The organism is Anaeropeptidivorans aminofermentans (assembly GCF_940670685.1).
Lineage (GTDB): Bacteria > Bacillota > Clostridia > Lachnospirales > UBA5962 > Anaeropeptidivorans > Anaeropeptidivorans aminofermentans.
This window is the reverse complement of record NZ_OW711693.1, coordinates 735,234-755,275: the sequence shown is the minus strand read 5'-3', so window position 1 is coordinate 755,275 and position 20,042 is coordinate 735,234. Positions and strand designations below refer to the sequence as shown.

General features: G+C 36.6%; 19 protein-coding genes and 1 pseudogene. 14 read left to right on the top strand and 6 right to left on the bottom strand.

Annotated features, from left to right (window positions below; translation table 11 throughout):
• Positions 1-117 precede the first annotated feature (117 nt).
• The 12 genes from NBX03_RS16110 (at position 118) to NBX03_RS02940 (ending at position 9,455) form a co-directional block, all read left to right on the top strand.
• Complete coding sequence (locus tag NBX03_RS16110; RefSeq protein WP_408628553.1) at positions 118-510, top strand: ATP synthase subunit I; 393 nt, start codon at positions 118-120, stop codon at positions 508-510.
• Positions 503-1,228, top strand: coding sequence for a F0F1 ATP synthase subunit A (locus NBX03_RS02990; protein ID WP_250229296.1), 726 nt, complete (start codon positions 503-505; stop codon positions 1,226-1,228). Before NBX03_RS16110 ends, NBX03_RS02990 begins: the two co-directional genes overlap by 8 nt.
• 41 nt (positions 1,229-1,269) lie before the next feature.
• A complete protein-coding gene (gene atpE / locus NBX03_RS02985) occupies positions 1,270-1,530 on the top strand; it encodes an ATP synthase F0 subunit C (RefSeq protein ID WP_250229295.1) in 261 nt (86 codons plus the stop codon).
• 44 nt (positions 1,531-1,574) lie between these two features.
• Positions 1,575-2,072, top strand: coding sequence for a F0F1 ATP synthase subunit B (gene atpF, locus NBX03_RS02980; RefSeq protein WP_250229294.1), 498 nt, complete (start codon positions 1,575-1,577; stop codon positions 2,070-2,072).
• A complete protein-coding gene (atpH, locus tag NBX03_RS02975) occupies positions 2,065-2,499 on the top strand; it encodes an ATP synthase F1 subunit delta (RefSeq protein ID WP_250229293.1) in 435 nt (144 codons plus the stop codon). The genes atpF and atpH overlap by 8 nt, the downstream gene beginning before the upstream one ends.
• A gap of 15 nt (positions 2,500-2,514) precedes the next feature.
• A complete protein-coding gene (gene atpA / locus NBX03_RS02970; protein ID WP_250229292.1) occupies positions 2,515-4,035 on the top strand; it encodes a F0F1 ATP synthase subunit alpha in 1,521 nt (506 codons plus the stop codon).
• Between the two features lie 3 nt (positions 4,036-4,038).
• The gene (atpG, locus tag NBX03_RS02965; RefSeq protein WP_250229291.1) at positions 4,039-4,929 is read left to right on the top strand and encodes an ATP synthase F1 subunit gamma; all 891 of its coding nucleotides are present in this window, start codon (positions 4,039-4,041) and stop codon (positions 4,927-4,929) included.
• On the top strand, positions 4,919-6,316 hold the full coding sequence (gene atpD, locus NBX03_RS02960; protein ID WP_330638448.1) for a F0F1 ATP synthase subunit beta: 1,398 nt from the start codon (positions 4,919-4,921) through the stop codon (positions 6,314-6,316). Before atpG ends, atpD begins: the two co-directional genes overlap by 11 nt.
• A 12-nt stretch (positions 6,317-6,328) precedes the next feature.
• Complete coding sequence (locus NBX03_RS02955; protein WP_250229290.1) at positions 6,329-6,733, top strand: F0F1 ATP synthase subunit epsilon; 405 nt, start codon at positions 6,329-6,331, stop codon at positions 6,731-6,733.
• A complete protein-coding gene (locus NBX03_RS02950) occupies positions 6,730-8,109 on the top strand; it encodes a TrkH family potassium uptake protein (RefSeq protein WP_250229289.1) in 1,380 nt (459 codons plus the stop codon). Before NBX03_RS02955 ends, NBX03_RS02950 begins: the two co-directional genes overlap by 4 nt.
• A gap of 9 nt (positions 8,110-8,118) precedes the next feature.
• Positions 8,119-8,781 (top strand): potassium channel family protein, encoded by a 663-nt coding sequence (locus NBX03_RS02945; protein ID WP_250229288.1) that lies wholly within the window; start codon positions 8,119-8,121, stop codon positions 8,779-8,781.
• Between the two features lie 245 nt (positions 8,782-9,026).
• On the top strand, positions 9,027-9,455 hold the full coding sequence (locus tag NBX03_RS02940; RefSeq protein WP_250229287.1) for a VOC family protein: 429 nt from the start codon (positions 9,027-9,029) through the stop codon (positions 9,453-9,455).
• A gap of 1,237 nt (positions 9,456-10,692) precedes the next feature.
• On the opposite strand, the pseudogene NBX03_RS02935 reads toward NBX03_RS02940, so the two are convergent.
• Positions 10,693-10,842, bottom strand: a pseudogene (locus NBX03_RS02935) (amino acid--tRNA ligase-related protein); the annotation flags it as partial.
• Positions 10,843-11,227: 385 nt separating this feature from the next.
• Between NBX03_RS02935 and NBX03_RS02930 the strand changes: the two are divergent.
• Positions 11,228-12,565: a hypothetical protein gene (locus tag NBX03_RS02930; RefSeq protein WP_250229286.1), complete on the top strand. Its 1,338-nt coding sequence runs from the start codon at positions 11,228-11,230 to the stop codon at positions 12,563-12,565.
• 317 nt (positions 12,566-12,882) lie between these two features.
• Positions 12,883-13,176: a hypothetical protein gene (locus tag NBX03_RS02925; protein WP_250229285.1), complete on the top strand. Its 294-nt coding sequence runs from the start codon at positions 12,883-12,885 to the stop codon at positions 13,174-13,176.
• 345 nt (positions 13,177-13,521) lie between these two features.
• Here NBX03_RS02925 and NBX03_RS02920 read toward each other — a convergent pair whose 3' ends face one another.
• The 5 genes from NBX03_RS02920 to NBX03_RS02900 all read right to left on the bottom strand — a co-directional run bounded on the left by NBX03_RS02920 (position 13,522) and on the right by NBX03_RS02900 (position 19,957).
• Positions 13,522-13,860, bottom strand: coding sequence for a CGGC domain-containing protein (locus NBX03_RS02920; protein WP_250229284.1), 339 nt, complete (start codon positions 13,858-13,860; stop codon positions 13,522-13,524).
• Positions 13,861-14,929: 1,069 nt separating this feature from the next.
• Positions 14,930-16,480 (bottom strand): ABC transporter substrate-binding protein, encoded by a 1,551-nt coding sequence (locus NBX03_RS02915; RefSeq protein ID WP_250229283.1) that lies wholly within the window; start codon positions 16,478-16,480, stop codon positions 14,930-14,932.
• Between the two features lie 62 nt (positions 16,481-16,542).
• Complete coding sequence (locus NBX03_RS02910) at positions 16,543-17,478, bottom strand: DUF1177 domain-containing protein (RefSeq protein WP_250229282.1); 936 nt, start codon at positions 17,476-17,478, stop codon at positions 16,543-16,545.
• Between the two features lie 228 nt (positions 17,479-17,706).
• The gene (locus tag NBX03_RS02905; protein WP_250229281.1) at positions 17,707-19,317 is read right to left on the bottom strand and encodes a PucR family transcriptional regulator; all 1,611 of its coding nucleotides are present in this window, start codon (positions 19,315-19,317) and stop codon (positions 17,707-17,709) included.
• Positions 19,318-19,789: 472 nt separating this feature from the next.
• Entirely contained in the window at positions 19,790-19,957 is a 168-nt protein-coding gene (locus tag NBX03_RS02900; RefSeq protein WP_250229280.1) for a hypothetical protein, read from the bottom strand.
• Between the last annotated feature and the right edge of the window lie 85 nt (positions 19,958-20,042).

Here is a 20,042-nt window from a genome sequence, read left to right as displayed (position 1 = left end):
ATCAGCAACAAAAGTTAATAAATTTAACTTAGGCACTATGCTTCAAGGTTTGCTTTTCTACGAGCAGGTGAAAGAATTTGAAGCGTAGAGCTTTTTTAATATGGAACGGGGTGGGTAATTATTAGAGAAGAAAATATAGTTTTTAAAGAAACTAAGAATATTGCTATAGGCGTATCAATATTAACGGCAATCATGCTTTTGGTATTTTTAATTTTAAAAAAGCTTACGTTTTATGTCTTTTTGTCGGCTTTTATCGGTGCAATCTTAGCAATATTAAATTTTTTCTTACTGGGTCTATCTTTAAACAAGGCTGTTAATAAAGAGGCTTCCAATGCGAAGCAATATATACAGGTATCGTATAGCTATAGAATGATAGGCTTATTTATTATTTTGGCAATAGGCCTTTATTTAAAGCTTTTTAATCCTGTGGCAATATTGCTTCCTCTTATTTTTCCAAGAATCGTAATAAGCGCCATAAATTTCAAAAGAAGGAGGGGTATAAATGAATGACGTTGTAATACAAGGGGCGCAAATATATTTTTACATTGGCGGCATACCGATAACAGCTACGCTTGTAAACATGTGGATTGTAATGTTATTCGTTCTGATTTTATGTATTTACTTAACCCGCGGGCTTAAAACAAGTAACATATCAAAAAAGCAGGTAGTTGTTGAACTAATCGTAAAAACTGCAACTAATTTTACCATTAATAATATGGGTGAAAAATATAGAAGCTTGATTCCCTTTGTTTCTGCACTGTTTGCTCTGTCAGCTCTTAGCAGCTTGCTTGGCGTTTTAGGCTTATATTCACCGACTTCGGATTTATCGGTTACTCTTGGCTGGAGTACGCTTGTCTTTGTAATGATTACCTATACCAAAATAAAGACAAACAAGCTCTTAGGGTATTTAAAAGGCTTTACAAAGCCAATAGCCGTGCTTACGCCTTTTAACATTATAAGCGAGATTTCGACACCTGTTTCCATGGCGTTTCGTCATTTTGGGAATATCGCTTCAGGCTCCGTTATAATGACCTTGCTATATGCGGCGTTAGGCGCTTTAAGCAATTTTATTTTAGGCTGGCTGCCTGATCCCATTGGAAGTTTCCCACTTTTTCAGATAGGTATTCCCGGTATCTTGTCTATGTACTTCGATGTATTTTCATCAGTTCTGCAAGCTTTTATATTTTGTATGTTAACTACAATGTATATAAAAAGCGCGGCAGAATAAGAATAAGAACAATAAAATAATTATAATTTTCTGGAGGTTTTATGATGAGCGATTTAGCTTTTGTAATGGGTTGTTCCGCATTAGGTGCAGGTATAGCCATGATTGCCGGTGTCGGCCCGGGTATCGGTGAAGGATATGCAGTAGGTAAGGCCTGTGAAGCAATAGGCCGCCAGCCGGAAACAAAAGGAGACGTTACGAGTACAATGCTTCTCGGCTGTGCCATTGCGGAAACTACAGGTATTTATGGATTTATCGTTGCCTTGATACTGATGTTTGTAAATCCGTTTATAGGTGCATTATAAATTTCGCCATAAATTTGAAAAGAGGTTTATAAATGGGTACATTTTTGGATTTTATATCTATTAGTTTTCCGACAATGATTATATCTGTTGCAAATATTTTTATAATGTATATTATTTTAAGAAAATTCCTTTTCGGACCTGTTAATAAAATTATCGCTAAAAGAGAAAGTGAAGTTACAGGCATATACGAAAAAGCAGATTTATCATTAAGCGAAAGCAACAAATTAAAAGAAGAATATAAAAATAAAATTAATAATATTCAGGCAGAAAAAGATATTATTATTAAAGAGGCTCAGGAAGAGGCCAAAATTAAAGGCTCCGCTATTATTAATGAAAGCAGGGCAGACGCTGATAAAATAAGGAAAGAAACCCTGAAAGACTTAGAAATGAAACGTAAGCAAATGTATAAAGAAATGCAGGAAAATGTTGCAGAAGTAGCTGTTTCAATAGCGGAAAAAGTAATTGAGCGTGAGGTAAACATCGAATTACATAAGGATATAGTTTCAAATTTTGTAAACGAATTGGAGTTAAACCATGAATAATTTTGAAAGTCATTACGGCGAAGCCTTATTTCACATGGCTTTTAAACAAAAAGAAGATCAAAACTTAAAAGAACAAATGGATGAGCTCTATAAACTATATAAATCCAATGAAAGCATCAGCGGCTTTCTAGAGCCTATAAACGACAGCTTATTAGGCTCTTTTGACAAAGTATATCAAGGGTTTATAAAGGAATATGATAAAATTCATCATAGCCTTACAATCAATATTATCTCCGCCTTCCCTCTTGAAGAAAGCGAAAAAGAAACGATTAAAAATAAGCTTGAAGTTTTAACTCATAAGAAAGTTGATTTGGTTTGTGAAGTAGATTCTTCACTTCTCGGCGGAATAATAATCAAGCTTGACAAATATGAAATAGACGGCAGTTTAAAAGCCAAGCTTAATGAAATTAAAAAAAGCATAATGTAGATTGTGAGGTGTACTATGAGCTTTGACATTAGTCAGCTGACAAAAGATATTAAAGCAAAATTAGAGTTGTCTGAATATGGTTCCAAAGTTGAGGAGACGGGAACCGTCGTTAAAGTCAGCGACGGTATTGCCCAAATATACGGCCTTGAAGACTGCCTGATTTATGAATTAATAGAGTTCCCCGGCAAAGGCTTCGGAATGGCAATGAACCTTGAAAAAAGCCTTGTTCTCGCAATATTGTTTTTCAGCGACGCAAGTATTAAAGAAGGCGACAAAGCCGTAAGAACAAATAAAACCGTATCCGTTCCCGTCGGTTACAATCTGCTTGGCCGGGTAGTTAATGCCCTGGGAGAACCTATTGACGGACAGGGTGAAATAGAAGCAGGCGAGTTTTATCAGATAGAACGCTCCGCTAAAGGAATAATTGAAAGAAAAAGCGTAAGCGTGCCTCTTGAAACAGGCATCAAACCCATAGATTCTATGATTCCTATAGGCTTGGGGCAGCGTGAGCTTATTATAGGAGACAGGCAAACAGGAAAAACAAGCATCGCCCTTGATACCATTATTAATCAAAAGGGCAAAGATGTTTTTTGTGTATATGTAATGATAGGGCAAAAGCAAAAGGCAACTGTAGAGGTTGTAGAGATTCTTCAAAAAAGCGGCGCCATGGACTACACAATCGTAGTTTCCGCCCCCGCCTCCGATTCTGCTTCCATGCAGTATATTGCACCCTTTGCAGCTTGCAGTATGGCGGAATTTTTTATGGAGCAAGGTAAAAACGCTCTTATTGTTTATGACAATCTCACACAGCACGCCGTTGCATACCGTACCTTATCTCTGCTTTTAAGCCGTCCGCCTGGACGTGAGGCTTATCCCGGAGATGTTTTCTATCTTCATTCAAGGCTCCTTGAAAGAGCAGCCTGCCTTTCAGAGGAATCAGGCGGCGGTACGCTTACAGCACTGCCCATTATTGAAACCCAGGCTGGAAATATAAGCGCCTATATTCCTACAAACGTCATTTCAATCACAGACGGACAGATATTCTTAGAAAGCGAGCTTTTTAACTCCGGTATCCTGCCTGCCATAAACCCTGGAATTTCTGTAAGCCGTGTAGGCGGTTCCGCCCAGACAAAGGCAATGAAGAAGGTTTCCGGCAGCTTGAAGCTTTTATACAGCCAGTATCTGGAGCTGAAAGACTTTGCCGAATTCGGAAGCGATCTGGATGAAAATACCCGTAAGCGTCTTGCCGTAGGTGAACGTATTGTAGAAATACTGAAACAGGACGAGCATGACCCGATTGCTTTGGAAAATCAGATTATGATATTCTTTGCCTTACTAAACGGATTTTTAAAAGATGTGCCTTTAAACCTTATTCATTCCTATGAAGCAGAGCTTTATGAATATATGAAAATCAAAGGCCAAAACATAATATTAAAGCTCAGGCAAGACGATTTTTCCAATGACACTGTAGAGGAATTAAGAAAATCCGTCGAAAAATTTACGGAACAATTTTTACAAAAAGCGAAAGAGGTGTAGTGTATGTCAAGCACATCTCTTACGGCGCTAAAGCGCCGAATGAAAGGCATCAACAGCCTTAGAAAGGCAACAAAGGCAATGGAGCTTACCGCAAGTTCTCAAATAGCTTCCGCTATGGAAAAAATGCAGCGTTCCGAAGAATATTTTTCTATTGTTTTTAAAAACCTTACGGATATGTCCGATTATGTAAAAAACAGCAATCATGTTTACATAAAAACCCGGGACATAAAGAAAACTTGTATCGTTTTAATCGGTGCCGACAGGGGCTTTGCCGGCGGCTATCACAGCAATCTTTGGAAAGAAGCAAGGAGCGTAAGCAAAGATAAGGATGTTTTATATTATCCCATAGGAAAAAAAGCAAGAGAATTTGTTAAAAAGAGAAATTTTAAATTTGTTTGCCCCGAAGAAGAATTAACCGGTTCTGTCGGCCGTCTCACTATTAAAGATATAAAATTTATGGCGGATATTTTCGCAAAACAGTATAGAGAAGGCATTTGGGACGAGTTAATTATTATTTATACTCAATTTGATACCATTCTTCAGCAGACTGCAACCAATATAAAAGTTATGCCCATTGCAAACCGATTAGTTAGCCAGGCAGAGCCTGGGGAGTTAATCTCGGTTTTATATGAGCCGTCTATAGAGGCCGTTTTGGAATCCCTCGTGCCTCAATTTATATTCGGGCTGCTTTACGGGGCAATCACGCAGGCCTATGCTTCTGAAACAGCGGCAAGAAAAATGGCTATGGATACGGCAAATAAAAATTCCGAAGAATTAATTGAGAAATTAAAGCTATACTATAATAGAGTGAGACAGGAAGAAATCACCCAGGAGCTTTCTGAAATTGTTGGCGCTTCGAGAAGCAGAGGAGGCAATAGTAATAATGATGAATAATGTAGGATATATTGAACAAATCATCGGACCGGTAATTGATGTTAGTTTTAAGGATAACGCTAACTTACCCAGTCTTCTGAATGCGCTTGAAATTGAGCTTGAGGACAGAAAGGTCATAATAGAGGTTTCCGGGCATTTAGGAAACGGTGTAGTTCGCTGTATATCCATGAATGAATTAACCGGTCTTAAAAGAGGCCTTAAAGTAGTCGATACAGGCTCCCCTATTACGGTTCCTGTGGGAGAGCAAACCTTAGGCAGAATATTTAACGTATTGGGAGAAACTACCGACGGCCTTGGAGAAGTAGAAAATCCTGAAAAACGCAGCGTCATACATAAATTACCGCCAAAATACGACGAACTTGCCTCGGAAACGCAGGTTCTTGAAACAGGCATTAAGGTAATTGACCTTCTTTCCCCCTATATTAAGGGCGGAAAAATAGGATTGTTCGGCGGAGCCGGCGTTGGAAAAACAGTTCTCATTATGGAGCTTATCAATAATATTGCGAAGCAGCATAACGGAATCTCCGTTTTCGCAGGGGTAGGCGAAAGAACGAGAGAAGGAAACGACCTATATAGAGAAATGAATGAAAGCGGCGTAATTAAAAATACTGCCTTGGTTTATGGCCAGATGAATGAGCCGCCGGGAGCAAGAATGCGAGTTGCCTTATCGGCTTTAACAATGGCTGAGCATTTTAGAGATGAAGAAAACAAAGACGTTCTTCTTTTTATAGATAATATCTTCAGATTTTCTCAGGCAGGCTCAGAGGTATCCGCTCTTCTCGGACGTATGCCGTCGGCTGTTGGATATCAGCCTACCCTTTCCACTGAAATGGGTGTATTGCAGGATAGAATTACATCTACCCATCAAGGCTCCATCACCAGTGTTCAGGCAATATACGTTCCGGCAGATGATTTAACAGACCCTGCCCCTGCAACAACATTCGTGCATCTGGATACAACGACGGTTTTAAGCCGTGAAGTATCTTCTATGGGTATATTCCCTGCCGTTGACCCTCTTGAATCAGGAAGCCGTGCTTTAGTACCTAAAATTATCGGCAATGAGCATTATCATACTGCAAAAAACGTGAAGCAGATTCTTGAGCGCTATATGCAGTTAAGAGATATTATTTCTATCATGGGTATAGAAGAGCTTACGGATGAAGATAAAGTGACCGTTAACAGAGCAAGAAAAATACAAAGATTTCTGTCACAGCCATTTTTCAGTGCCGAGCAGTTTACGGGAATGAGCGGAAGATACGTTCCTATTGAAGAAACCATAGCAGGATTTGCCGGAATCGTATCCGGAAAATACGATGATTTGCCAGAGGAAGCATTTTTATTTGTTGGGAATATCGAAGAAGCTGTGGAAAAGGCAAAAACTCTTTAAGGAGGAATAAGAATGTTTAATATAAGCATTTTTTGCCCCGACGCTTTTGTCTATAAAGGGCCTGCCTCCTTTTTTAGAATAAGAACATCAACAGGGGACATCGGTATCTCCGGCAAGCATTCAAATTATTTAGGTATAATCAACTATGGTGAGCTTTGTATAAGAATAGAGGAAGAAGACAGGTTTGCCGCATGCACCGAAGGATTTATTTCTATAATTGATGAAGAAGTCACCGTAGTTCTGACAACCCTTGAATGGGCGGAAGATATTGATTTGGAACGTACTATTGAAGCTTACAACACTACAAAGGCCAAATTGGAAAAAGGCGGCATTAGCGATACGGAATATATAAGGCTCAATAAAAAGCTAAAACGTGCTGAAAATAGAAGAAATGTAGCCCAAAGGTATGCGAAATGAGACAAAATAAATCGGCCATAAGAATAGAAAAAATAATTACGCCTATGCGTATCATATTTATCAGTTATATATTGATTATTTTTATAGGCGGAGTGCTTTTATCTTTTCCCCTTTCAAGAGCAGAAGGGGAAAAGGCGCTCCCGTTTTTTGATTACATTTTTACCGCTACATCAGCCGTATGCGTAACCGGCTTAGTTGTTGTGCCTACAGCAGATTACTGGAGCCTTTTCGGCCAGATTGTAATATTAGCGCTCATTCAAATAGGCGGACTGGGAATGATAACAATAACCGGTTTTATCCTTGTTATTACAGGGAGAAAAATAGGTTTTAAAGATAGAATCCTGATTCAGAACTCTCTTAATCAAAATCATATGGGCGGCATGGTAAAGCTAACTAAAATTGTAATATCAGGAACCCTTTTATTTGAAGGCGCAGGTGCCCTCCTCCTTTCTCTGCATTTCTTTTTTATTGAAAGGCTTGGATTTTTGAAATCGATTTATTACGGTGTTTTTCATGCAATATCTGCCTTTTGCAACGCCGGCTTTGATGTTATAGGAATTGACAGCTTAGAGCGATACTCCGGCAGTATTTATATCAATGCTGTTTTGATGATTCTTATTATAACCGGAGGCATCGGTTTTTTTGTCTGGCAGGATATATGGGTTTTTATTAAAAACCGAAGGCATCGGCTTCATGTGACTTCAAGGCTTGCCTTATACACAACCGCTTTTTTAATTATATCAGGTGCTCTTTATTTCTTTATTATTGAGTATCATAACCTGAATACAATAGGCAGCTTTTCCACAGGCCATAAGGCTTTGGCTTCCTTATTTCAATCAGTAACGTTAAGAACTGCCGGTTTCAGCTCTATAAACCAGCATGGTTTAAAAGAATCGTCAAAATTTATATCGTCAATTCTTATGATTATCGGCGGTTCTCCCGGAAGCATTGCCGGCGGCATAAAAACAGTTACTGTAGCAGTTATATTTTTCAGTATATGGTCAATCATAAAAGGCAGAGACGGCATACAGATTATGAACCGCTCTATTCCCTTAAAGGTTCTTCAGAAGGCCTTGGCCATTGCAGGCATTATGTGTACTTTGCTTATCAGCTTTTCAATCCTCTTATCGGTTACGGAGGAATCTATCGCTTTTACTCACACATTTGCAGACATTCTGTATGAATGTGCTTCTGCGCTTGCGACAGTAGGCCTCACTACGGGAATAACGCCTTTTTTAACTACAACAGGCAAAGCAATCATCGTCATAGCAATGTTTATCGGAAGAATAGGGCCTATAACGGCTATTTATTCTCTTTCCTGGACGAAAAAAAATAACGCCATAACTCTTGCAGAAACAGAAGTTTTAATTGGATAGGTGGCAATTATGAAAAGAAAAAATATATCTAAAGCTTTAAATAATAAAAGTCAAATTGCCGTATTTGGCTTGGGGAAATTTGGCAGCAGTATTGTTAGTGAGCTTATACTAAACAATAGAAATGTTTTCTGTTGTGATATTAACGGTAAAAGAATTCAGGAACTGTCAAGCACCGTCGAGCATGTAATTCAGGCAGACGTAACCGATGACGATTTTCTTGAAAGCATTGGCATTGGAAATTTTGATGTGGTTGTTATTTCCTTCAGTAAAAATTTTGAAGACGCAGTTCTTGCCGTTATGAAATTAAAAGAGTATAAGGTGCCTTATGTAATCGCTAAAGCTTCCGACGAAAGGCATAAAAAAGTGCTTGAAAAAATCGGAGCCGATTATGTAATTTTACCTGAGGTGGTAATGGGCGAACGTTTGGCAAACGCTTTAATGTTTAACGACCCTTTAACCTATATTCATGAATCTGATATATTCAATATAGAACAGGTTTCAGCAAAAAAAATATGGATTGGAAAATCTCTCAGCCAATTAGACCTTAGGAATTCCAGCGGTATTAATGTGCTTGGTATCATCAGAAATGATAAGCTCGTAGAAAATATCTCTTCTGAAACCGTTATCTATGAAAATGACATACTAATCGTAGTAAGAAAAACCGGCAATTAATAGCAGAGCAATAAAATCTAACCGGAGAGCAATCTGAAGGATTCTGTCTCAGCACGGCAGGCTTTTATGTATATCTATCCTATTTTCTCAGGCAGTATCTTTTAATCCCGTCTTCTTTTTACAGAGGAGACGGGAAGTTTTAAATATAAGTAAAATCTATATTTATTATTTTAAAACATGATTATTTATCTTTTAAGTATGTTATACTTAATTCAATATGAAATAGTATGTAAAGGAGTGAATATATGGTAGGCGTTGAAATTGATATGATTGTACCTGATAGTTTAGAAGCACTCAGGCTATACGAAAGCATCTTCGAGGTTCAGAGATTCGAGGTTACAAGCTTTCCAAAGGGCCATAATGAGGCGGTATTTTCGATATACGGCGCTCGTTTTCATATGCTTGATGAAAATGCTGAATATCAAATGTTCGCTCCTAAGCCGGGAGATCCGAAGAGTATTTGGTATAATGTAGTCGTCCCTTGCATAGCAGAGACTTACGCAAAGGCCCTTGAAGCCGGCTGTATAGAAATTCAGCCCATTATGGAAATAGAAACCCACGGAGTGAAAAATTCCATGTTTGCGGATCCCTTTGGCTATATTTGGATGCTTCATGAGGTGCTTCGTGAAGTAAGCTTTGAAGAGCGTGTCAGCCATTATGAAAAGAATATGTAAATAGAGGTCTTTCGCTAAAAAGACGGTGCTGCAAAATTTAATTTGCGGTACCGTCTTTTATAGCTATCAAACTTAAAAAAGCTTTATGCTCAACAAAGGCACAAAAAAATACTGAAAAATATTTTAATTTTAGCAGCTCGTGCTTTAATCAATTTGATGGGAAAACCGCAGAAATAGCATACCTTTGCATTTCTGCTTTATGCAAAAATATTGAGTCTAAATTTTACGCCATGAGTCAAAACTGCAGGCCATATTTTGAGGGCTTTCAACGATGAAGCCAAGCTTTTATAGTAAAATTGATTATAGTAAATTATAAAGTTAACCAGTAACAAAGCCGTATATCCGCGAGGATTCAAAAATGCGTTTTAGAGTAAAATATCCTTCAGGAAGTAACAAAAATCTATTTTTCATAAACGGCTTAATATAATAGAAACACTTATATTAAGCCATTCAAAATATACGATTTTTATTACTGTAATTAAACTCTTTAACTATAGAAGAAATATAATAAAGCGCCTTTGTGAAACTGCCTTTATTTGATTATATATATTGAAAGGCTTATATCTATTACGGTATATAGTAAATTTTAAATTAAACAGTAATAAAAATCGTATATTTTATGCTTAGTGAACCTGGAAACACTTGCTGGGAAACTGTTAAAGTGTTTTCAGGCAAACGTCCCCTTATAGCCAACAAAGATATTTTAATCTTTGTTGGCTATGAATGGATTAAACATAGGGACTTTATATGTTTAATCCGTTTATAAAAAATAGATTTTTATTACATCCTTCAGTGAAATTTACTATAAAGGCAATTTCACTATGTTTCCGAAGGAAATCCGTGTTTTTATATTATAATAATCCGCAGTTTAAATAGGAACAAAACAATTTCATTTTATTTGAATGAATGATTTGGTGAAATTTATTCTGCCTTACTGTTTAAAATGAAATTGTCTATACGCGAACTTGGAAAAGAATGCAGGCGTAAGCCTGCAAATCTTTTTTAAGTTCGCGATTTCTTATGGTTATTAAACTTGTTTTTTGTTTGGTAACGATGAATCCCGTAGTGAATCGTTTTTTATTACTTTCTTATAAGAAATTTACTATAGGCTTTGGCCCTTTCAGACGCGCCCTAGTGTATCGCCAAAACTTTATTTTGGTCACGGCAAACCCATGAAAACGTCTATCCTGTGATTTACAAGTTTACGCTTGTGTCTTTTTCTAAGAAGTTATTTCTATTAGGGTTCTAAGCGATTAATATCTCTGGGAAACATTGTTGCATAGCGCACGTTTTGAAAGCCAAGAAGCTTTGCTGTAAAGCGTTCAAGGCCAAGACCAAGGCCTCCATGGGGCGGCAAGCCGTATTTATGAGCCATTAAATAGCTTGCTCAATCCTATATATTATATTTATATAATTTCGTATTATTTTTTCTTATTTTATGGCATATTTTACAAATAGTTTTAATATTTAATGGCATCTTCTATCAAAACGATGCTTTTCTATGATTTCTTTATTAAACCAAATTATTATTTTTTTCTCTTTTATACAGAAGGATAATAAGTAACACTTATATCAAAGAGACTAATTTGTAACGCTAAGCTCCTTTTTCTAAACATGTCACTTTAAGAAATGAATAGTACAAGGCATATAGAAATTCAGGTAATCGTTCTCGGTATTTTTTATTGCTTAGTCAATCTACTATCTCTTATATCTATAAATTTAATTGTTTGTGTGTTAAAATATAAAAGACTATAAACAGAGGGTGAATAAAGATGCAGCCTGAGCTGGCAATAATTGCGACAGATTTCTTGAAAGACTTTGTAAATGATTCCATGAAAGAAATTAATTGGGACGGCAAATACACGATATATTCATATAACACCTTTAAGGACATTCCTGAAATCTATAAATCTATACCTGAAAGGGTTCAAGGAATCGTAACCAGCGGCTCCTTTCCTGCGCAAGTTATTAACCACAGCTTTCCTGAAAGCGAAAAAATAATTCGTCCTTTTAATAATGACGATGCAGGGCTTTATAAACTGTTTTTACAGATTTTATATCATAATAGAAATATAGAGATGAACCGTATTTATGCGGATCTTCTGGATATAGGAAAAATTAATATATATGAATACCTGCTGGGAAAAAGGAAGTCTGATATCTCTATTTTTATAGCAAATGAAATAGAAAAAATGAGCCTGGACCAGCTTTTAAATGCGGAAGAAGAATATGCCCGAAAGCATCTTGAACTATGGAAAAACGGCGAAATCGATGTTTCTATTACGCGTTTCAGCAGTATTATGCATCAATTGCAGGATTCGAATCTTCCTATTTATTTTGCATATCCAAGCCTTTCTTATGTAGAATATGTATGCCTTGCAACAGCACAGGAAGTAACAATTAAGAACCTTCGGGAAAATCAACCCTCGGCAATCCTTGTAAATCCTGCAATTGAAAAAGATGCGGAGGATATGGAAAAAAGACAAAAAGCATTGCTCAGGGCTGTAAACCGCTTTAGCAACGTAATGCAGATTGACTATTTAGTACAGAAGGAATATCTGGGCTGCGAAATTCTTACCAACAGAAAAACCGTTGAAACCATAACCGATGGCTTTAGCATATGCAAGCTGCAAGCATTTTTAAAATCAAAGTTAGATTTTGACGTACACATAGGCTATGGCATCGGCGCTACCTTATATCAGGCAAGAATTAACGCAGTAGATGCCAATAGAGAAGCCTCTTTGTCTTTAAGCTCCTCAAGCTGCCTGATAAATGAAAAAGATGAACTGATTTTCTCCTTAAAGGGGCTGCAGCCTTTTGTGATTTCACGAAATATATCAGAGCCGGTTAAAAAGCTTTCCAAGATTTCAGGGCTTTCCACCCTTACAATACAGAAGGTATTTTCCGTTGCCAAAACCATGGAAGGCCATAAAATTACATCAGAGGAAATGAGTCATAAACTCGCCATAACCCAAAGAAGCGCCAACCGTTTTCTATCGTCCTTAAAAAATTGCGGACTTGCAGAAGTGGTTGAGCAAAGGCAGTCAACTACAAAGGGCCGCCCCATCCTTGTATATAAAATATTCGTAGATAAACTAGACAGCCTATAAAATCGTCATGCTAAAGGATTTCTTTCCAAAACAAACTGGTGAAAAAAGCATATTAATTTTTTAGGTTTCAGCGCCGCGGGCTTTTTGTATTTTGTCCGAATTTATTTCGGATAAAATGCAAAAGTATCCAAAGTTTCAAAAGAACTTTGGATACTTTCCTATGGGGACCACGCCAAAAACCTATTTTTAGCGATAGACAAACGATTCATGGGTTTATCGTGGATTTCTTTCTAAAAAGCATTCATTTATTAAAAGCATCGTTATTTTTCAACTTTCCTCTTGCCTTCAAAAATAAAATATATGGAGAATGGAGAGCTATGAAAATATATAAAAATCCAAATTGCAAAAAAATAAGAGGAAGCCATGTCCTTATTGTAAGCTGTGCTTACTGCAAACACTATATCGCTAAATACCAAAAGGTTGGGGAAAGTAATTTTGTAAAAATGTATAACGACAGAATCATTGAAGGTACTATTGACTTTTCCCTTTATCACGGGGCAATCTTTTGCCCCAACTGCGGTGAAAAAATAGCCACAAGGTATATTACGAAAATGGATAAAAAAGAAGCTTATCGATTTGTTCCTTCAGCTTTTCATAAGAAAAAGGAATAATCCAGCATCTGTTTTTATGGGTATATAGTAAATTTAAAATCAAGCTGAAATAAAGACTATATATTCTGAATGGTTTAAATATAGTGTTTTTATATATTTAAGCCGTTCATGAAAAATAGGTTTTTAATATTGCCTTAATCTTGTTTGGCTTTATTCCCTTCAGTATAAAAGCAAATGAACTGCACTTCTTTATGAGAAATTTACTGCATAAAGTTTTATGCAAAATACTTTTTACAACGGAAAAAAAGCGAATGTCTATACTGCACCATACTCGGTACAACACAAATATTCGCTATAAAGAAAGATTTAGAAATACCCAACCTATCCCTATTTAAATCTTTATATTTAATGCGTTCCGCGAACAATTTGAATTCCCTGCCGTTCAAGGATATCTGCCGCTTTACTAATAATGGGGCACTCCTCCCCTGCTTTATTTTTCGTACATTTGCCAATATGTAAAACCTGGGTTCCGATACTCTGCAACCGTTCAAGCTTCTCAATCATGCCGCTGTCTTCATCTGCTTCAGCATCGCATCCATTGCACCACATAAGCGCAACCAGCTCCAATTCCTCATCACGGTATCGTTCAAATCCTACTGTACGGGCGTTAAATGCGTTCAGGCAGGCCGCACCGGTACACACTCTGTTTGACTTCAGACAATTCATCATGGCAATTTTTTTCATCGCTAATCCCCCTCTAATTGACTTTATTTAGAATATTAATCTATTTATTGCAAAAAACCACACCCAGCCTAAAGCCGGATGTGGTTACAACAGCAGCTGCTATACCATAAATGAGCATAGCAATCATAATCAGCACCTTTGAATCCGAAAGGCCTTATAATTTAGTCATAAAGATGTATTCTGACTCAACATCAGCATGGACCCTCGTCTTCCCAAACAATGTTCAGTGACCGGCTTTTACCTGTGAGGGTGCACTCCGTTATTACAGCAGCGTTCCTGTGCGGGAATCTAACCCGACTTCCTGCGTAAAATACTTACGCAAAATCTTTATACTTATAGTAAAACAAATTAATTACAGGAATAAAAACCGTATATTTTACTTTATGAACCTAAAAATACTTTTACAGCCTCACTGTAAGGCATTTTCAGGTGAACGTTCCCTTATAATTAACAAACTTCTTTTTAAGTTTATTAATTATGCATGGTTTAAATATAGCATTTTAATATATTTAGGCCATTTATAAAAAATAGGTTTTTATTACTATCTTAAACTTGTTTTACTTTATATTAAATTTTTTTAAATTATACTATTTACTAAATATAATGTCAAATTAAAAGCTTCCAAGGCCCATTTTTATCACAATTAATGCTTGTATTATAAGTCTATAGATATGTGTAATAGGATTCTTTCGTTGATTTTAAAGATTCTTATAACAAGCTATTTTCTATATTTAAGCGCTTATTTTTTTAAAATTCAGCTATTACTTTGAGGAGAGCCCTTTTTAGGATACCCCTTGGTTTTAGGAATGTGTTCTGAATTTTTTTGCTCCCTGAACAGCCCTTCAAAAGATTTTTAAACTTTCCTCCTTATTATAGCCAATCTTTTCCCCATTTTACAATGATTCTACCCTAAGCTTTTTAAAGACTTTGTTTTCTTCAAATTCCTTTATGTTTTTATATAATCCCGCATAATTTTACCCCCTCTTGTAGTTTAATCCTATCAACAGGGGGTATTTTGAATATCTATTTTATTGAGACAGTGTATTAGCAGATAATCTCATTGACCTATTTATTTCCAGCTTACGTCCTCAAAGAACATGGTTCCTGCAGGGGATACTACTACACCTTCTAAATCCTTCTTATGGGCTCTGAACATTTTGTTTTGGTAAAGAGGAATTTGTGCCGTGGTTTCATTAAGCACTTCTATGGCAGAAGTGAGTATTTTTTCCCTTTCTGAAACATCCAGTGTAACCATGGCTTCCCTTAACAGCGCATCAAATTCAGGATTATTGTATCTTGCTCTGTTAGAACCGTTAATGGATTCTGAAAACAGCGCTCCTTTTAAGAAAAGAATCATATCGCTCGTCATCCAGTTAGATATACAAGCCGTAAAATTACCTTCTGATGTCACGCTGAAGTAAGTAGCTAAATCCATGCTTTCTACTGCAACGTTTATACCTAATTCCGCTAAATTGGATTGGATAACTTCCGCTGCCCTTTTTCTTGTGTCGTTGGAGCAGATAATAGAAAACTCAATCGTAGAAGGATCTACGCCTTCTGCCGCAAATATTTCCTTGGCTTTTTCAAGATTATATGTATCGGCTTTATTCTCAGTTGAGCCCAGCATGCCCATTGGCGCCTGGCCTATAGAAATATCGCCGAAGCCATTGTCTGCAACCATTACGACAGCCTCTTTATCAATAGCCATATTAATCGCTCTTCTTATTTCAGGGTTATTAAAAGGCTCTTTTTCAGTATTTAATACAAGATAATTATACATTGTGCTGCTGTTTTCAAGGACAACGATGTTTTCATTGCCTCTAAGCTTTTCAATTTCTGTAGCAGGAACTTCTACGATGAAATCTGCTTCTCCTGTTTCCAGGGCAATTGATCTTGTGGAGCCTTCAGGAATTATTCTAACTTCTAAATTTTTAATAGAAGGCATATGCTCTTTGTCAAAATAATCGTCAAACTTTTCAAAAGTAAGCTTTTCGCCGAATATCCATTCTACAAATTTATATGGGCCGCAGCCAACAGGCTCTTTTTTGAAATCATGACCGCTTTCAATCAAAGACTTTGGCAGTATCACTGCTGAATGGTATGCTAAGTCCCCAAGTAATGTTGCCTGGGGGCCGTCTGTATATATTTTAAATGTATACTCATCTACAATCTCCACAGAACCTATGGATTTTGAATACTGTTCCGTTTCAGCGCAGGTTTTAATATAATCCAAAGTTGCCTTAACGTCCGCTGTTGTAAGCTCTTCTCCGTTATGGAATTTAATGCCCTGCTTTAGGGTAAATGTCCATTCTGAATCGCTGATGGCTTCGTAGGATTCAACCAGATTCGGATGGGGGGCTAAATCTACGCCGTTTCTAAACAGCGTACTGTAAGTTAAATCATTAAAATATGCTGCTGTCTGGGAGTTGTGTTCGGCGCCTGAAAGATTTGGCGGCTCATTTTCCATTGCAATTACAAGCGTATCAGATTTTTCTTCGGTCTTTGCCGGTGAAGCATCGGAAGGCGCTGCAGCAGAATTTCCCCCACAGCCTGACAAAAGCCCAAAGGAAAGCAGCCCTACCAGAATCATAGATAAGGTATTTATACTTTTTCTTTTCATTTTTGCACCTCTTCTTATAAAATAATTGCTTATAGCAAATATTGAGTTCTAACCGATTGAATCTATTTTCCCATGGTCTTTAAATAAGCCATGGAACCATAAAGCGTATTCAGATGTTCATACTCTTTTTCGTCATAAAAACGGCATTTGCCCTCTCCGTAGGCTTTTGCAACCTCCAGCATAAATCTTGCGCTTTCTTCAAGGTCCGTAAAATGTGTTGCACCTGTTGCACAGCCTGCTACGGCGGTCTCAGTTGTTATTGCAACACCGACTACAGGCGCAGCTGTGGCAGTACATGGCTGCATAATGCTGTTTAAATGATATACATCATTGCCATAGGGGGTAATATCCTGTGTCGTAATGGCAAATACCTTCGGCATTAATCCCGTTGTTGTCTGCATAATATCAAGCAAATCATCGCTTACCCTTAAAATATACCCGTCTTTTACGGTAGGAGATATGGCAAAGCCTCTGTGGTTTATAATTCTGTTACCCTTTGTTGTGTCCACAGATAATATTGCATCCAGCCCGTCATCGACTTCTTCTTTATTTACCTGAGCCATCTCCACGGGAGAATCCATAAAAGGAACAGGCTTATGAGGCCTTGTCGGGGCATCGGGGCAGATATGGGTTGAAACTATTACATCGCCTTTTAAAAAGTCTCCCTTGTTGTTCATATCTAAAAGCTTTGCGGCAATTGCAAGTGCAACCAGAGCGCCGTCGCCGTCAGATACAAAGCCTGTAAGCTCAGGTCTTGCTCCAAGGCCTCCAAGGCGGCCTAAAAGCCCTATGGTAGGAGCATTTCCGCCTTTTGATTTTCCGTTTATCCCCGGAATGCGTATTTTTATCATATCTGTTTTTCCCTTTGGACCATGCAGAGGATAAGTCAAAATATCAGCATCTGCCCTGATGTTTTTTAAATATGCCGCTACTTTTTCTCCGTCTACAAAACTGCTGTCCAATACATCGTAAAGAGCTATAATTTCTTTGATTAGCATATAAACGCCTCTTTCCATTTGTACATACAATAATAAAACAATATTGTTTTAATAAAATGATGATATAATTTCAATGCACCACTATAGTAACTTTTTATAGCGGTAAAAGTAAATATTTACATAAATAAAAAAACGCCGTGTTCTTTGTCAAATTGGACAAAGAACACAGCGTTTTTAAGCTATAAAGCATGCCTTTAAGCTTATTTACTGTATTTAAAGCATGTTAAACTAGCTCTTTCCAAGCAATCTCAAAATCGCCAGCTCCGTATATAAATCAAAGGTTTCCGGCATCTTTCCTATCTGAAATTTAAGGGCAGCCGACGCCTTATTGATTCGGTATTTTACTGTGTTCAAATGAACAAATAATTGTTTTGCCGTTTGGGACATGTTTTGTGATGCATCTAACAGAAATACAGCCAGAGTCTCTATCAGAGTATTACAATTATCTTCCCCTTCATTTACTAAAGACGCTATCATTTCTGTAAGGTTTTCGTTTTCTTCATTGCTTTCAATTTTTTTCATGCATTTATAAGTAAACATGATTTCACTTCGGTTTAGTATATATTTTCTTGGATATATGAGTAAAGCCGGTTTAATTGTTTCTTCCAGCAGCATAAAACATTCCTTTGCATCTTTTGTGCCATCTACTTCTGATGTAAATAGTATAATGGGAACTTTATTTACATTTTGAAAATCCTTTATAAGCATTTCAGCAAAATTATTTAATTCCGTATGGAAGCTGTCACTTTCAAAGAATATAACAATCTTTTCCATATACTCGCTGCATATATATTTAAACTTATAGATATTTAAAAACTTCACTATGTTTTCTGTTAAGCTGTCAATTTCTTTTTTACTAATGTGCTCTGAGAAATTCACTACCCACATATTTTTCATCTGTGAAACATCGATTGTAAGTATTTCTTCCAGCTGTCTTAATTTTAAAACTTCGTTTGAAAGAATAGCATTTATAATTTCATAATCTCCCGAGCTTGTGCTGGATTTACCCCATATGCTGTTATATATTTTCAAAATATCATTGATTTGCTCCATAATATTATAATTAACCGGTCCATGCATGGAAGAAATCATAATATATTGAAAATCCACAGACTTAAAAGAAACCCGCTCTGTGATGGTATATATGTTTTGCCCATTTATATTATAAACTTCATTCTCTCCGATTTTTAAGCTTTTTTCTTTATAGGCATTTTGTATTTTTACGATAAGGGCAGATGCAGACATGGGCCAAGAGGCATAAGCGTATACGCCGTCAAAATTTTTAGTTAAAAGAGCCAAGGAACATTGTATTCTATTGCTTATTATTCTAAGAACATTGTCACTGATACGCTGTTCCTTCTTCAGAGAAGAGATGTTCTCAAGAACATCGCTTACGATATATATTTGTTTCTTTCGTTTTTCTTCCAAGGTTCTGATTACATCATAGATTACCTCAGAATAACGGAAATCCGAGCGGTTTTCCGGCATAACAATAAGCGGAAAATCCAATTCATCCGCAGTTATAATAAGGCTTTCATCAAGCTTCGGCACTACCAAACCAATATAATATATCAACAGGCCAGACTGGCCAATGGAATTTAAAAGCCTGATACATGCACATTGGTCTTCTATGCTGTTTCTGATAGCGGCAAAACAGGTTATTGCAAGTTCTTCGCCTAATTTGCCCTTTATTAAAAGCTGTTTTTGCAAATCGCTATTTTCAGAATATTCTATTACCGTTACAGAACTTATTCTTCTGCTCAAGCCTTTTTTCCCTGCAACAACCAAAGCTTCGTTTAAACTTGGCAGCTTTAAGGCTTCACTTACTGTTAAGGCCATGAATTTTCCCCGCTTCAAATACTTAAATATTTATCGTAAGATACTGAAACTATGGTACCTCTGATTAAATAGTATATAAATAAGATGGAACAATTTCAAGCTTATTTTCTGTTTATTGTACTCTTCTCCTATAAATTAACCCGCTGTTTCAATAAAAAAGGTACTTTAGGATATTAAAGCAAAAGCTTCACCATGGTCTTTTCTGATTGCAGAAAAAATACAGGCCCAGTTTAGCAAGGAAATCCCTGTTATTATAAGCATGTTTTAATGCCTCTATAAATCAAAGTTCGGCTTATTCTTATTATTATACTGCTTATACACGATGTATTTTTAAAGCAAATATCTATCATAATTTCAATTATAAAACTTGCGTTTATTATATCTGTACCTTTATCCTGCAATAATTTAAAATTTTAGAAACTAAGACGCTTCTTTCTATACTGATTTCAATAAAACTATTTCTTTTCAAATATCATTTTATTATCTGTAATTGATGACAGGAGAAAACTATTTCCATCATTATCAAATCCCATTTTAATATCCCTTCAGTCCAGATTCCCTTTTCTAAAATAAAGAAGCCAAGTTCATCTATTGTTTTACTTGTAACTCTGAAAACTCCCTCCAAATATATTTCAAGCATATTAAATACTAAGAGCACCTTTACTTATATACTAAGCACTTAAAATTATAAGCCTGTGATTTGGAAAAATTTTAAAGTCAAATGA